The organism is Shimia sp. MIT910701, from assembly GCF_047126315.1.
Classification (GTDB): Bacteria; Pseudomonadota; Alphaproteobacteria; order Rhodobacterales; family Rhodobacteraceae; genus Shimia.
The window spans coordinates 2,646,875-2,662,074 of sequence record NZ_CP138953.1 but is presented as its reverse complement, the minus strand read 5'-3'; the positions used below and the strand labels follow the sequence as shown (position 1 = coordinate 2,662,074).

The following is a 15,200-nucleotide window of genomic DNA, read 5'->3' as shown; positions in this document are numbered from 1 at the left end:
TGTGGGACGCCCGAAAGTTTGGATTATGCGTCGATGTCAGCAAACTTGTTGCCAGCGGTGTTGGCCTGCTTGGACCAATCGCGCTTCACGCCAAGTTTCAACAACGCGGCGGAAGCGATAAAGACCGAGGAATAGGTCCCGACAATCACACCCCAGATCATGGCAAAAACAAATCCACGGATCACGTCCCCCCCCAACACAAACAACGAGATCAGCGCCAGCAAAGTGGTGGCGGAGGTCATCACGGTCCGGCTCAGGGTTTCGTTGATCGAGAGGTTCAGCACCTCTTTCAGATCCATCTTCTTGTACTTACGCAGGTTCTCACGCACACGGTCAAACACAACCACGGTGTCGTTGAGCGAGTAGCCCACAATGGTCAACAGCGCCGCAATTATAGCGAGGTCAAATTTGATCTGCAGTTCGGAGAACACACCGATGGTCAGCACCACATCGTGCACCAAGGCCATCACAGCCCCCACCGCAAACTGCCACTCAAAGCGCAGCCAGATGTAGACAAGCACCGCGCCAATCGCGAGCAGAACGGCGATCACGGCGGTGGTGATCAACTCGCCGGACACTTTGGGACCCACGGATTCCACGGACACAAAGGTGATGTCCGGTGCAACGGTTTGCAGCTGTGCCTCAACTTTGCGGATCATGTCGGCGGTGACCGCTTCTTCGCCTTCTTGGGCTTGGATACGGATCATGGTGACGTTTTGATCTTCTTCAAAGGTCACATCGAACACTTCGGTGATCGAAATGTCGCCCAGTTCCAACGGCTCCAGCGCGGCGCGGTAATCTGCGATCACCACTTCCTGTGCGCTTTCGGTCCGGATTGTGGTGCCGCCCTTAAAGTCGATGCCGAAGTTCAGTCCCTGGATGAAGAAGCTTACCAGAGCCGCCACCATCAGCGCGCCGGAGATGCCAAGCCAGAGCGTTGGGCGGGAGAAGAAATCCCATTTGGTCTCTTGGGGAACAAGTCTCAAACGCATGGCTTATACCTCGATTGTCTTGGGACGGCGGCGTTCAAACCACATCACGATCAGCACGCGCGTCACAAAGATCGCGGTGAAGACCGAAGTGAGGATGCCAAGGCCGAGCGTGATGGCAAAGCCGCGCACCGGGCCGGAGCCCACGGCAAAGAGGATCACAGCGGTGATGAAGGTGGTGATGTTGGCGTCCAGAATGGCCGACAGGGCTTTTTCATAGCCAAGCTCGATGGCACGGGCTGGGCCTTTTGCCGATTTCAGCTCTTCGCGGATCCGCTCAAACACCAGCACGTTGGCGTCCACCGCCATACCGATGGTCAAAACGATACCGGCAATGCCTGGCAAAGTCAGCGTCGCGCCGATGAGCGACAGCAGACCAAAGATCAGGCCGACGTTCAGGATGAGCGCGATATTGGCAAAGACGCCAAAGGTTCCGTAGCTGAGGAACATAAAGACCAGCACGCCGACAAAGGCGACGATACAGGCAATACGACCCGCCTCGATGCTGTCTTGGCCGAGCTCTGGCCCAATGGTGCGTTCTTCCAAGAAGTTCAGCTCCGCTGGCAGCGCCCCTGCGCGCAGCAGCACGGCGAGGTTGGTGCTTTCTTCGACAGAGAAACGCCCGGTGATGATACCGGAGCCGCCAGGAATGTGGCTTTGGATCACAGGGGCGGAAATCACCTCATCATCCAGCACAATCGCAAACGGGCTGCCGATGTTCTCTGCAGTGTAATCGCCGAACTTACGTGCCCCAGTGGGGTTGAAACGGAAAGACACAGCCGGACGGTTGTTCTGATCAAAGCTTGGCTGCGCATCCACCAGCTCTTCGCCGGTCACAACCGGGGCGGCTTCGACAATGTAGAACACGCCCTCTTCGTCAATCGACGGCAGCACTTTGTTGCCTGCACCGGCCGGCGCGTCCGCGTCAGAGGTGCGGCTTACAACCGGGTTGAATGTCAGCTGCGCGGTGGTGCCAATGATCTCTTTCAACTCAGAGGCAGAGCCAATGCCCGGCACCTGAATGAGGATACGATCGGAACCCTGACGTTGAATGGTCGGCTCACGCGTACCCACTTCGTCGATCCGGCGGCGGATGATTTCCAGCGCCTGCTGCACTGTGCGCTCATCGGAGGCGAGTTTCTCCGCGTCTGACAGCTCCACGATGATCATGTCGCCTTCGGTGCGGACCAAAATGTCGCTGGCCCCTGCCCCGGTAAGCGAGGTCACCGGACGCGACAGACCACGCACGAGGCTGGCGGCCTCCTGAATGGCTTCGGGCTTGGAAATTTTGAAGCGCAGCTCCGTATCTGGGCCCGGTTGCTGGCGAATGGTGCCGATGGTGGCGCGCTCGCCGCGCAGCAGGTCGCGCACTTCCGGCCAGAAGCTGGTCATGCGGGCGGCATAGACATCCTCGACCTGTACTTCGGCCAGAAGATGCGCACCGCCGCGCAGATCAAGACCCAGGTTCACCAGACGGGACGGCAGGAAAGACGGCCACATCGCCGCCTGCTCCTCCAGCCCGTTGCCGGAAGCCCCCATTTCGATCGCCGCGACGGCGTCATTATGGGCCTCAACCCTCGGATAAAACGCGTTTGGCATGGCCAGAAGCAGGCCCACCACACAGGTGAGCCAGATCAGGACCCGTTTCCAAAGGTCAATTTGCAGCATGTCAGATGCCCTGTTGGTCTTGTTTTTGGATTACTCGGCTTTGGCCGGTTCGGTCTTGGAGGTCACGTTGGCGATGGTGGATTTCACCACGCGCACTTTCACGTTTTCCGCCAGTTCAACTTCGATTTCCGCGTCGTCTTTGACCTTTGTAACTTTACCGATCAGACCACCCTGGGTCACAATCTGATCGCCACGGCGTACAGCGGCGACCATGGCTTGGTGTTCTTTCATCTTCTTCTGCTGTGGGCGGATCAGCAGGAAATACATGATCGCAAAGATCAGAATGAGCGGCAGAAACTGACCGAGTTCTTGCATAGGTTAAGGTCCCTCTAGATGGCGCGGCACAGTGCCCCGCAAAGTCGCAGGGAACCTATGGGGCTTAAGCCGTAGTTGCAAGGTGTCAAAGGGCTTGACGGAGCGCCTTGTTGCCTTAAGAGCCTGCATATGTCGCTGTAACGTGCGGGTGGTTACGATTAACCAAGATTTCCGGCATAAGCAGAGACGTAAAACGACTCATCTCAAGCATGAAGGATAAGAGAGATGCATGACATTAAAGCGATCCGCGAAAACCCGGCCGCTTTTGACGCCGCCCTGACCCGCCGTGGGGATGAGGCCATGTCATCCTCCCTGTTGGCTTTGGATGAAGAGCGGCGTGCCAAGATCGCTGCTGCTGAGGCGGCGCAGGCGGCGCAAAAGGCTGCGGCCAAAGAGGTTGGCGCGGCCAAAGCCAAAGGCGACGAGGCCGAATTTGAACGGCTGCGTGCACTGGTGGGCGAGAAAAAGTCCGAAGTGGCGGCGATGCAGAACGAGGCCAAAGAGATCGACGCCAAGCTGACCGATGCTTTGGCGCGCATTGCCAACCTGCCAGCTGACGATGTGCCAAACGGTGCAGATGAAGACGACAACGTCGAAATCAAACAGTGGGGCACGCCCAAGTCTTTTGACTTCAAACCGGTTGAACATTTCGAAATTGGCGGCGTGGCCGCGAGCATGGATTTTGAGACCGCCGCCAAAATCTCCGGTGCGCGGTTTGTGATGCTCAAAGGCGCTGTGGCCCGCATTCACCGTGCGCTGGCGCAGTTCATGATCGATGTGCATGTCGATGAAAACGGGCTGACCGAGGTCAACACACCGGTTCTGGTGCGCGATGAGGCGATGTATGGCACTGATAAGCTGCCCAAATTTGCCGAAGACAGCTATCAGACCACCAACGGATGGTGGTTGATCTCGACCTCTGAAATCCCGCTCACCTACTCGGTGGCCACTGACATTCTGGAACAAAGCGCCCTGCCGATCCGCATGACCGCGCATTCGCTGTGTTTCCGCAGCGAAGCGGGCAGCGCAGGCAAAGACACCTCCGGCATGCTGCGTCAGCACCAGTTTGAAAAGGTGGAGATGGTCTCGATCACCCACCCGGACGAGTCTGACAACGAGCAGAAGCGCATGTTGGGCTGTGCCGAGGGTATCCTGGAAAAGCTGGGCATTCCGTACCGCACCGTGGTGCTGTGTACCGGCGACATGGGCTTTGGCGCGCGCCGCACCTATGACATCGAGGCGTGGATTCCGGGTCAGGACACCTATCGCGAGATCAGCTCCGTCTCCACCACCGGCGATTTCCAAGCCCGCCGCATGAACGCGCGCTTCCGCCCGGCGGACGGTGGCAAGCCCGAGTATGTGCACACTCTAAACGGCTCCGGCCTTGCCGTGGGCCGCTGTCTGATTGCGGTGCTGGAAAACGGCCAACAAGCGGATGGGTCTGTTGAATTGCCGGAGGCGCTGGTGCCGTATCTGGGCGGCAAGTCCACGCTGAGCGCAGACGGCAAGCTGGTTTAAGTCCCTATGACAGAAACAAAACAAAGCGCGGCCCGATGGAGCCGCGCTTTTTTCATCTGTCCATAAATATCCCGGGGGTCCGGGGGCTGGCCCCCGGCCTACTCCGCCGGAACCGCGCCTTGTGACTGATTTTTTGGAAAGGGCACCAGACGTTCCTGCTCCTCATCCCACAGTTTGAGCGAAAACGACCGGATCGCCTCCGGCCACTCGATGGTGGGCAGGTCGTATTCATCACGGATCATCTGGTGGCATTTGCGCAAATTGTAGTGCGGAATACGGGCGTTGAAATGGTGGATGTCGTGATAGGCGATGTTCGCCGATGCCAGATCCATCCACCAGCCGAGATCCAAAGCGGAGGAGCCTTGCAACGCTGCCAGACGCGGGTCCAAATCGGGACGGCGATCCCAATAGGTGTCTTCAAAATTGTGCTGCAGGTAGACCATGAAGACACCAACCATGCCGCCAAAGAAGGACGCCAGGAACCAGATTAGCACACCGTTCCAACCGGCCAGCACATAGAGCACGCCCATGTAGGCAAAGATCGCCAGATTGTGCAGCAGCACCGATTTCCACATGGTGTGGGCATTTTTGGGCCAGCGGTAGCGGATGAAATAGGTGAACAGGCTGCCCAGCGGGATCAGCACAAAGGGATTGCGATAGAGCCGGTACTGCAGGCGCTCCCAAAAACCGGCCTCATTCCATTCCCGCACGGTCATAGTGTGGATTTCGCCGGTCTCCCGATGCTCCAGATTGCCGATATGGCTGTGGTGCATATTGTGATTGTGGCGCATGGCGGCATAGGGCGCGAAGGTCACCACCGACAGCGCCTCTCCGGCCCAGTCGTTATGTTTACGCGTTTTGAACAGCGAGGCATGACCTGTGTCATGCTGTAAAACATAAAGCCGCACAGCCGAGAGGCCGTTCAGAATCATCATAGGGATCAGGAAGTACCATGTGCCCTGATTGGCTATCGCCAGAGTGAGCGTGGCAAAATAGAAAGCAAAGGTGCCAAAAAAACTGACCGCGCCAATGCGGTCGTCTTGCACAGTGAATTCTTTCAAGCGCTCGCGAATCTCCATCGCAAACCTCTCTTTTCAAATCAGTATTTCCGCCTGAGCCGTGCCTGGGGACACTGTGCCTAGGTATTAAAGCCTACGTGACCCGCGAAATTTCGGACCACTGAACAAGACTATAACGCGAATTTGTGACGCCACAATGCACCTGTCGCCGCACAGGGGCTGCACGGCGACATGAAGAGTTCCAAATTCATACCTGATGGGCGGATCAGAAGCCCGCGTCGCGGCCCTTGATGTGCTTGCGCAGACGGGACGGTGTGGACTTTTTCTTACCCTTGTAGGGGTTTTTGTCCCCCTGCCCCCGCATGGTCAGGCGGATGGGCGTGCCCGGCATGTCAAATGTTTCCCGCAGGCCATTCACAAGGTAACGCGAATAGCTGGCGGGCAGCTTGTCGGGATGGGAACACATCACCACAAAGCCCGGCGGACGGGTTTTGGCCTGTGTCATGTAGCGCAGCTTGATGCGCTTGCCCTGCGGCGCGGGCGGCGGGTGTTGTTGCAACATCTCCACCAGCCAGCGGTTCAGCGCAGCAGTCGGAATCCGACGGTTCCAGGTGTCATAGGCGTCCAAGATCGCTTGGTTAAGGCGTTCAAGACCGCGACCGGTTTTGGCAGACACTGTGATCAGCGGTGCGCCGCGCAGCTGCGGGAGAAGTCGGTTGAAAGCCTCTTTCAGCTCGCGCAGCTTTTCCTGCTTGTGCTCTTCCACGTCCCATTTGTTCACCGCGACCACAACTGCGCGGCCCTCACGTTCGGCCAGATCGGCGATGCGCAGGTCTTGCTGTTCAAAGGGAATCGCCGCGTCCAGCAGCACAACAACCACCTCGGCAAATTTCACCGCACGCAGACCATCGCCAACGGAGAGTTTCTCGAGCTTATCCTGCACCTTGGCTTTCTTGCGCATCCCGGCGGTGTCAAAAATCCGCATATGGGTGCCGTCCCATTCGGTGCGCAGCGAAATCGCATCGCGGGTGATGCCCGCTTCAGGACCGGTCAGCAAACGATCCTCACCGATGATCTTGTTGATCAGCGTGGATTTACCCGCGTTCGGGCGACCTACCACAGCGATCTGCAGCGGCTTGGTCTCGGTGATCTGCTCACTCGGACGCAGGCCGCCTTCGTCAAACTCGTCATCCCAATCGCCGTCTTCTTCGAGCTCGACGTCGACTTCAACTTCATCATCCAAAGCCTTTTGGCGTTTGGCAAATTCATCGGCAATAGGCATGAGCTGCGCATACAGATCGTTGAGGCCTTCGCCGTGCTCCGCAGACAGGCGGATCGGTTCGCCAAGCCCCAAAGAGTAGGCGTCCAGCACGCCCGCATCCGCCGCCTTGCCTTCGCCTTTGTTGGCGGCCAGCAGCACATGCGCGGATTTCTTGCGTAGTATCTCGGCAAAGACCATGTCGGTGGGCGTCACCCCTGTGCGAGCGTCCATCATAAAGAGGCAGATGTCGGCCATGTCCACCGCGCGCTCGGTCAAGCGGCGCATGCGGCCTTCGAGGCTGTCATCGGTGGCGTCTTCCAGACCGGCAGTGTCGATCACGGTGAACCGCAGGTCTGCCAGCTTGGCATCGCCCTCACGCAGGTCGCGCGTGACGCCCGGCTGGTCGTCGACCAAAGCCAGTTTTTTGCCCACAAGGCGGTTGAACAGCGTGGATTTGCCCACGTTTGGGCGGCCCACAATGGCGAGCGTGAAACTCATGACAGATCTCCGGAACGTCTGAAGTCGCCCCGATACAGCATTATTGCGTCAACGGAAAGCGTACAATTCGCCTTTGCGGTTGACCACATACAAAACACCGCCTGCCACAACCGGATTGGTGGCTGCCCCGTGGGGCAACTCGACGGTGTGGGTCAAGAGACCGTTGCGCGGGTTGTAGAAGCGCACCACCTCGTCAGTGGAGGGGACAACCAACTGCCCCCCCGCCAAGATTGGCCCGTAATGTGCGTGCACAGCGGACTGCTTCCTAGGTTTGTCTTTGATGAACTGCGGCAGGGTCTGCCCCCAGATGCGGGTGCCGTCTCGGGCATCCAGACGCAGCAGCTCATTGGTTTCAGATAACAAGAAGAGCGACCCACCCGCCGGGAACACCGGGCTGAGTGCGCCGTGATCCGCCGTCCATTTGCGCACGCCGGTTTCCGCATCAAACGATGCCATTCGGCCGGAGTGGTTGGCCACGTAGATGGTGTCTCCAACCACAACGGGGTCACCAGAGATGTCGCCCACGGTGTTCACAGCACGGCCCGGACGGGTGTCTGACAGGCCTGCGGTCCAGCGGGACACACCACCACGGCGGAAGGCCGCCTGGATTTCCCCGGAACCGTAGGGGAAGATCGCCAGACGGTCAGTGATGGCCGGTGCCGCCGGGCTTTGCACATTTTGCACGTTGGGAATGGACAGAAGCTGCCAGGCAATTTTGCCGGTCTCAACTTCCAGCGCCCAGGCGGTGGCATCGCCGGAGACGACATAGACCAAATCGCCGTAGACCGTGGGGGTGCCACTGCCTACCGCCTGAAATTTCTGCTCCCACAGGTCCGCGCCGGTTGCTGGGTCCAGCGCGCGGATGCTGCCAAACCCTGTGGTGACAAAAAGCTTGCCTTTGCCATAAGCCAAACCGCCGGTGGAGGCTTGGCCCGCCTTGTCGTTAGGGGGCGTCAAATCTCGGGACCACACAGTTTGCCCGCCGGTTGTGGTTGCTGTAACGGTGGCTTCGGCATCGACTGTGAAGATGCGTCCATCGGCGACAACAGGGTCCGCCGTAATACGTGTCTTGCGCGACTCGCCCGCGCCGATCGAGGTCGACCAGGCCAGAACCGGTTTTGATGACAGTGCCGCATGAGCGGTGCGCGTGCTTGGAGAGCCGATGCGCCCGGTCCAATTCGCATTTTTGCTTTGCGATGGCAGGCTAATTGCAAGATCTTTGTTCTCAATAACCTCTTCGGAGGGGAACAGATCTTCGCGATCCCCAGCCAGAATGATCTCCGGCTCGGCACATGCAGACAACAGGCCGGCGGAGGCAACACCCGCTGCCAAAATCCAAGACGTACGTTTCACTGCTGAGTCCCCCACCCTGCAAGTCTTATTGGTCGGCCAGAACAGGCGCGGTGTCCGCAGGTGTCCCGCCCAGAGCCACAATCAACTGAGATGCGCGATTGCGCAAGCCTGCGGTGACCGCCGCATCTTGAATCAGCGCTTGCAGTTGTTCGATGGCACCATCCACATCGCCTTCTTCCAAGCTCAAAAGGGCAAGCTGTTCCTGCGCAGGCAGCGCCAGAGGCATGCCCGGACCGGCCAGAGCTTCCAGCGCTAAGCGACGATCCGCCACGGACGTTTCCTTCGCGTTTGCGAGAACCGCTTTGAAAGCTGCGATCTGACGGTAGATTTCCGGCGTCTCCAACCCGCTGGTGGTAATCCCGTTCAGGGTTGCCGCGGCGTCGGCGCCAGAGCCCACCTCAATCTGATGGGTGGCAAGCAGCATGTCAGCAACAACTTGCGCATTGGGCGACTCGGTTGTCAGTTCGCCAAGCGCCGCCACGCGGGCTTCAGCGTCGCTGGAGGCCACAGCGGCAATCAGCGCGTCGCCGGTGTTTTCCGCTGCGGTGCGGGCTTTGCTCTTTTGATATTCGTTAAAAGCGGCTGCGCCCACAATCGCGATCACCGTCAGAACGGCGATCCAGCCATAACGGCGGATCAGGCCAAAAAGGCGGTCACGGCGCACTTCTTCGGTGACTTCTTCGATGAAACTGTCGGTATTGCTCACGCCTGCTCTCCTGTCGGTTTGCCTTGTCTTATCGTTTTGTTTTCAAAGTGCCAAGTACTGTGGCAAAGGCACATCGGCGACACCGGTTTTTTCTCGTTTCTGGATCTAATTTGAACTGAGGAGTTCAAAATCTCGTATCGGAGGTTGTTTCTCGGCGCGCGAACGCCAATATGTCGGTGAATATTTGTGCGCGGGAGGGCGCACGTTAAAGCAACAGGGGCCATTCAATGCGGCTTATTCCGGTTCTGACCGCACTTCTCGTGTCGGCAATTTTGTATTTTGTAGTGGTGGAGCGTGATCGCTTGGCTGCGTTTGCCGGCAATGGCGCGCCCGAAGAGGTGGCGGACACCGCCACTGAGGCGCAGGCAGAGGCGAGTGAAACGCCTTCTGAAGCGCCGGGTTTCATTCGTGTGGTGGCGGTTAAGAGTGAAGCCCGCACCATCGACAGCGCGGTTGTGCTGCGGGGCGAAACCGAGGCGGATCGTCAGGTTGAGGTGCGCGCCGAGACCAGCGGTCTGGTGATCACCGAGCCACTGCGCCGCGGCACACATGTGACGGCAGGCCAAGAGCTTTGCCGCCTCGACGTGGGCACCAGCACAGCCGTTTTGGCAGAGGCAAAAGCTCGCCTGCTGGAAGCACAGGCCCGCATCCCAAGCGCGCAAGCCTCGGTTGCCGAGGCCGAAGCACGATTGGAAGAAGCCAAGATCAACGACAACGCAGCGCGCAAACTGTCTGAAGGTGGCTTTGCCTCTTCCACACGTGTCGCCAGCACCGCCGCAAGTGTGCGCGCGGCTGAAGCGGCGATTCAATCGGCCACATCCGGTCTGGAAAGCACTCAGGCTGGCATCGAATCAGCCGAGGCCTTGGTCGCAGCCGCAGAGCGCGAAGTGGCGCGCCTGACGATTGTGGCACCGTTTGACGGCCTGCTGGAAAGCCGGACCGCAGAACTCGGCAGCCTGATGCAGCCGGGCAGCCTGTGCGGCACAGTGCTGCGTCTTGATCCAATACGTATCGTTGGCTTTGTGCCGGAAACCGACATCAACCGCGTGAACGAAGGCTCGCTGGCGGGCGCCCGTTTGACCACCGGTCAGGAAGTGACTGGCCAGGTGACCTTTGTGTCTCGTTCCGCCGATCCGCAGACCCGCACCTTCCGCGTGGAAGTGACGGTACCAAACGCAGACTTGGCGATCCGCGACGGGCAAACCGCGGAGATTATGATCTCTGCCGATGGCGCGACGGCACATTTCCTGCCTCAGTCTTCCCTGACGCTAAACGACGAAGGCACCCTGGGCGTGCGCATTGTTGAAGACGGCGACGTTGTGGCCTTTAAGGCGGTGGACCTGCTGCGTGATGGCACAGACGGCATCTGGGTTGGCGGTTTGCCGGAACAGGCCAGCGTGATTGTTGTGGGCCAAGAGTTTGTGGTTGAGGGTGTCACCGTCGCGCCGACCTATCGGGAGCTTGACCAATGACCGGCGCCATCACCTGGGCCGCGGAACGGGCCCGAATGATTCTGGCGTTCATCGTGATTTCTCTCGTGATTGGCGCCTTCTCCTACGTCAGCCTTCCAAAGGAGGGTGAGCCAGACATCGACATTCCGATCCTTTATGTGTCGGTCAGCTATCCGGGCATTTCCGCAGAAGACGCCGAGAGCCTGCTCGTGAAGCCGATGGAGACCGAGGCGGTCGATCTGGACGGTCTCGACAAGATGACCGGCATTGCTTCGGAGAACCACGCCTCGCTGCTGCTGGAGTTCGACTTCGGCTGGGACAAAAGCGCGACAATTGCGGATGTGCGCGATGCGATGAACACCGCGTCGTCAAACTTCCCCGCGGGCGCGGAACAATACACCATCAACGAGATCAACTTCTCCGAATTTCCGATCGTGATTGTGAACCTGTCGGGCGATGTACCAGAGCGCACCATGGCGCGTTTGGCCAAAGACCTGCAGGACGAATTTGAAGCCATCGACGCGGTGTTGGAAGCGCCAATTGCGGGCAACCGTGACGAGATGGTGGAGGTGGTGATCGACCCGCTGCGTCTGGAATCCTACAACGTCACCGCGCCAGAACTGATCAGTGTTGTGCAAAACAACAACCAACTGATTGCCGCTGGTGAAGTGGAAACCAACCAGGGCACCTTCTCGGTCAAAATTCCTTCGTCGTTCAACGATGTCACCGACATTTACGAGCTGCCGGTGAAAACCAACGGCGAGCGGATTGTGACCCTGGGCGATCTGGCTGAAATCAACTTCACCTTTGAGGACCGTGCGGGCACCGCGCGGTTTGATGGCGAAAACACTGTGGCGCTGCAGGTGGTGAAGGGCAAAGGCTACAACATCATCGACACTGTGGAGCAGATCAAAACCACCCTGGCAGCGGCGCAAGAGAAATGGCCGTAAGAGCTGCAGGCGGCGGTGCAGGTTGGCACCTCCAACGACCAGAGCCGCACGGTAGGCTCGATGGTGCGCCAGCTTGAAGGGTCGGTTCTGACCGCGATTGCGCTGGTGATGATTGTGGTTCTGGCCTCTCTGGGCAGCCGCGCTGCAATGCTGGTGGGCTTTGCCATCCCGGCGTCCTTCCTGCTGTGTTTTGCCTTCCTCGCGGTGATGGGTGTGACCATCTCCAACATGGTGATGTTTGGCCTGATCCTTGCGGTGGGTATGCTGGTGGACGGTGCGATTGTTGTGGTGGAATACGCCGACAAGCGCATCAAAGAGGGCGTCGGCCCGATGCACGCCTATGTTGAGGCGGCGCAGCGGATGTTCTGGCCAATTGTCAGCTCCACTGCGACCACGCTCTGTGCGTTCTTGCCGATGCTGTTCTGGCCAGGTGTGCCGGGCGAGTTCATGGGCATGTTGCCGGTCACGATGATCTTTGTTCTGTCAGCCTCGCTGCTGGTGGCACTGATCTATCTGCCGGTTGTGGGGGGTATCTCCGGTCGTTTGAGCCGGGTGTTTGACCGGATCTCCCAAGGCATGAAGCAACGCCTGCCATGGGTAGTGCGCGCTCTGCTGGTGCCGATCCCGCTTTACGGCATGTTTGTCGGGCTGATGCAGATGCTGACCGTGACCTATGCTTCCGGGGGGGAAGGCACCACAGGCGCAGTGGCGGTTGGAGCTGTGATTTTTGTGCTGTCCGCTTTTGCAGCCTCGATCACAATGACGGCAGCGGAGATCGGTCGCAAACGCCGTGCCGTGAAATCCGGCTTCCGCCACAACGGCTTTGGCTATTTCATGCGCTTCATTGTGGGCAACCCAGTGATGCCGCTGGTCACCATTGCAGCCGTCATCTTCACCGTTGTGTCGATCATTGGCTACTTTGGTGAAAACAACAACGGCGTCGATTTCTTTGTGGAAACCGAACCGGAACAGGCTACCGCCTATGTCCGCGCGCGCGGCAACATCTCACTGGCAGAAAAAGACGCCATGGTGCGCGAAGCGGAAAACATCATCATGCAGCACCCTGCGGTGATCAATGTGTTCTCCTTCGCCGGTGAAGGTGGTCTGGACACCGGTGGTCCGGGTGGTGGCAACTCCCCGCCCGACACCGTAGGTCAGGTACAGTTTGAAATCATCCCGTGGGATGAACGTCCAACCGCGCGTGAAAAGTGGTTCTTTGGCAAGCTGGAGCGGGATGTGACCGCGCCGGACTTTGACGGCAACCGTGTGCTGGACGAGTTGAACGCCGAGTTGGCCAAGCTGCCCGGCTTCTATGTGGAAACCAGCCCGATTGAACAGGGTCCGGGTTCCGGCAAGCCGATACACCTGCGCATCCGTGGCGACGGCTGGGACGAACTCAACGCCGCCACCATTAGCGCGCGGGAAACCTTTGAAGCGACCACCGGGCTGACCCTGGTGGAAGACACCCTGCCCCTGCCCGGCATCGACTGGCAAATCGACGTGGATGTGGCCAAAGCCGGCCGCTACGGCGCCGATGTGGCCACCGTGGGCGCGATGGTGCAGTTGGTGACCCGTGGTATCCTGCTGGACACCATGCGGGTCGACAGCTCGGACGAGGAAATCGAAATCCGTCTGCGTCTTCCAGATCAGGACCGTGTCCTGTCCACGCTCGACACGCTGAAGGTGCGCACCAACGATGGGCTTGTGCCATTGTCCAACTTCGTCACGCGCTTCCCAGTGCCCAAAAGGGCATCGATCACGCGTGTTGATCAGGAACGCTATTACGACGTGAAAGCCGATGTGGAACCGGGACTGGTAAAAATTGTATCTGGTGAAGGCGAAGAGCTTCAGACATTAGCGATCCTGAAGGCACTGCCGGAAGGCGAGCTGTCTTATGACAATGTGATCACCACTCCCAACGGTGAGGATTTCACAATCTTTGCGCTGGACGCGGCGAGCTCTGCGGAGGAAGTTCGCACCGCGCTGGAAGAGGGGGCACGCCGTGTGCCTGTCACAGCCACCGAGCGGATCGAAGTACTGACGGAATGGCTCAACACCAACCCGTTTGACAGCTCTATCAGCTGGGAATGGACTGGGGATCAGGAAGAGCAGGCGGAATCCGGTGCTTTCTTGGCGAGCGCTTTCTCCGCCGCCTTGGGTCTGATGTTTGTGATCCTGTTGGCGCAATTCAACAGCTTCTTCAACTCGGTGCTCGTGCTTCTGGCGGTGGTTCTGTCCACGGCTGGCGTGCTGGTGGGCATGCTGGTGATGGATCAGACCTTCTCGATCATTATGACCGGGACCGGCATTGTGGCTTTGGCGGGGATTGTGGTGAACAACAACATTGTTCTGATCGATACCTATCAGGAATACAGCCAGTATATGCCGCGGATTGATGCGATTGTGCGTACTGCGCAAAGCCGTATCCGTCCGGTTTTGCTGACCACCATCACAACAATGGCCGGTCTGGCGCCGATGATGTTTGGCCTGAGCCTGGACTTCATCAACGGCGGCTATTCGATCGACAGCCCGACCTCGCTGTGGTGGAAACAGCTGGCGACCGCCGTGGTCTTTGGCCTCGGGATTGCCACCGTGCTGACGCTGGTGTTCACCCCATCCATGCTGGCCGCACGGGTTTGGGCAAGCACCTACTTCAACTGGATGATGCGCCTGCTGGCCCGTCTGTCCTTTGGCCGCACCTCCCGTGCCGGTCAGGACTGGGCACTGCGCCGCGCGGCCCGCAAGGTGAAACATCCGGTGCTGATGTGGGACGACACCACTGAAGTTGTGATGGAAAGCTCTGCGCCAACCTCCCGCTCCTCAGTGCCTGCGACACGCTCCACCAAGGTCGATCCAAACGAACTGGCCCCCGAGGTGGAAGCACCACGCAGCGGCAAGGCGGCGAATGATGATCCCGATCCGGGTGGCATTCAAGCGGCTGAATAACACTTCAGCATATGATCAAAAAACGCGCTCCTTCGGGGGCGCGTTTTTTGTTCATCCAGAATATTCTTTTTCTGCATGGATTTTCGCCTTATACGTGTTGCTCAAGATTTTTGAGCAAACGCATACAGGCATCCACATGTTCAACATTGCAGTTGGCACAACATTGTCCCCTGCCCTGCCCGCACTGATTTTGACCGGGTTGGTGCTTGTGTTCTGGTTGGCCCTCAATCTGGTCACCTACACGTTTTTCCACGCGGACAAAGAACGTGCGATCCATGGCGAAGACCGGATCCCGGAGCGGACTCTGCTATCGCTGGCTCTGATTGGCGGCTCTCTGGGCGCCAAAGTGGCACAGAAGCGCTTTCGCCACAAAACCTGCAAGCAACCCTTTGGACGGCTGCTCAATGCTATTGTGGTACTGCACCTTGGATTGATTGCCCTGGGCACATACTACGCCTTTGCCGCTCCCAGTGGTTTCTGGACCGCAGAGGAATTAGCGGGTGTCTGGTCGAAATAAACCAAACAC

Annotated in this window: 10 protein-coding genes and 1 pseudogene; 4 read left to right on the top strand and 7 right to left on the bottom strand. The window is 58.7% G+C overall.

Features of this window, described 5'->3' with window-relative positions; genetic code table 11:
- Positions 1 to 23: 23 nt before the first annotated feature.
- Genes secF through yajC form a run of 3 tightly spaced genes read right to left on the bottom strand, consistent with a single transcriptional unit; the run spans position 24 to position 2,972 of the window.
- The gene (secF, locus tag SIB38_RS12835; RefSeq protein ID WP_294118762.1) at positions 24 to 992 is read right to left on the bottom strand and encodes a protein translocase subunit SecF; all 969 of its coding nucleotides are present in this window, start codon (positions 990 to 992) and stop codon (positions 24 to 26) included.
- A 3-nt stretch (positions 993 to 995) separates the two neighbouring features.
- Entirely contained in the window at positions 996 to 2,657 is a 1,662-nt protein-coding gene (gene secD / locus SIB38_RS12830) for a protein translocase subunit SecD (RefSeq protein WP_294118760.1), read from the bottom strand.
- 30 nt (positions 2,658 to 2,687) lie between these two features.
- Positions 2,688 to 2,972, bottom strand: a complete 285-nt coding sequence (gene yajC, locus SIB38_RS12825; RefSeq protein ID WP_412550300.1) for a preprotein translocase subunit YajC — start codon at positions 2,970 to 2,972, stop codon at positions 2,688 to 2,690.
- Between the two features lie 225 nt (positions 2,973 to 3,197).
- On the opposite strand from yajC, the gene serS reads away from it, so the two are divergent.
- Positions 3,198 to 4,490 (top strand): serine--tRNA ligase, encoded by a 1,293-nt coding sequence (gene serS / locus SIB38_RS12820; RefSeq protein ID WP_294118756.1) that lies wholly within the window; start codon positions 3,198 to 3,200, stop codon positions 4,488 to 4,490.
- Between the two features lie 98 nt (positions 4,491 to 4,588).
- On the opposite strand, the gene SIB38_RS12815 is transcribed toward serS, so the two are convergent.
- The 4 genes from SIB38_RS12815 to SIB38_RS12800 all read right to left on the bottom strand — a co-directional run bounded on the left by SIB38_RS12815 (position 4,589) and on the right by SIB38_RS12800 (position 9,327).
- The gene (locus SIB38_RS12815) at positions 4,589 to 5,569 is read right to left on the bottom strand and encodes a fatty acid desaturase (protein ID WP_294118754.1); all 981 of its coding nucleotides are present in this window, start codon (positions 5,567 to 5,569) and stop codon (positions 4,589 to 4,591) included.
- Positions 5,570 to 5,774: 205 nt separating this feature from the next.
- The gene (gene der / locus SIB38_RS12810) at positions 5,775 to 7,268 is read right to left on the bottom strand and encodes a ribosome biogenesis GTPase Der (RefSeq protein WP_412550299.1); all 1,494 of its coding nucleotides are present in this window, start codon (positions 7,266 to 7,268) and stop codon (positions 5,775 to 5,777) included.
- A gap of 48 nt (positions 7,269 to 7,316) precedes the next feature.
- Positions 7,317 to 8,621, bottom strand: a complete 1,305-nt coding sequence (locus tag SIB38_RS12805) for a PQQ-like beta-propeller repeat protein (RefSeq protein ID WP_294118750.1) — start codon at positions 8,619 to 8,621, stop codon at positions 7,317 to 7,319.
- A gap of 25 nt (positions 8,622 to 8,646) precedes the next feature.
- Positions 8,647 to 9,327, bottom strand: a complete 681-nt coding sequence (locus SIB38_RS12800) for a hypothetical protein (RefSeq protein WP_294118748.1) — start codon at positions 9,325 to 9,327, stop codon at positions 8,647 to 8,649.
- A 227-nt stretch (positions 9,328 to 9,554) separates the two neighbouring features.
- Here SIB38_RS12800 and SIB38_RS12795 point away from each other — a divergent pair, with 227 nt between their 5' ends.
- The 3 genes and pseudogenes from SIB38_RS12795 to SIB38_RS12785 all read left to right on the top strand — a co-directional run bounded on the left by SIB38_RS12795 (position 9,555) and on the right by SIB38_RS12785 (position 15,191).
- Positions 9,555 to 10,799, top strand: a complete 1,245-nt coding sequence (locus SIB38_RS12795; RefSeq protein ID WP_294118747.1) for an efflux RND transporter periplasmic adaptor subunit — start codon at positions 9,555 to 9,557, stop codon at positions 10,797 to 10,799.
- Positions 10,796 to 14,674: pseudogene (locus SIB38_RS12790) on the top strand (efflux RND transporter permease subunit). Before SIB38_RS12795 ends, SIB38_RS12790 begins: the two are co-directional and overlap by 4 nt.
- Complete coding sequence (locus SIB38_RS12785; RefSeq protein ID WP_412550298.1) at positions 14,637 to 15,191, top strand: DUF1294 domain-containing protein; 555 nt, start codon at positions 14,637 to 14,639, stop codon at positions 15,189 to 15,191. Before SIB38_RS12790 ends, SIB38_RS12785 begins: the two are co-directional and overlap by 38 nt.
- The last annotated feature ends 9 nt before the right edge of the window (positions 15,192 to 15,200 follow it).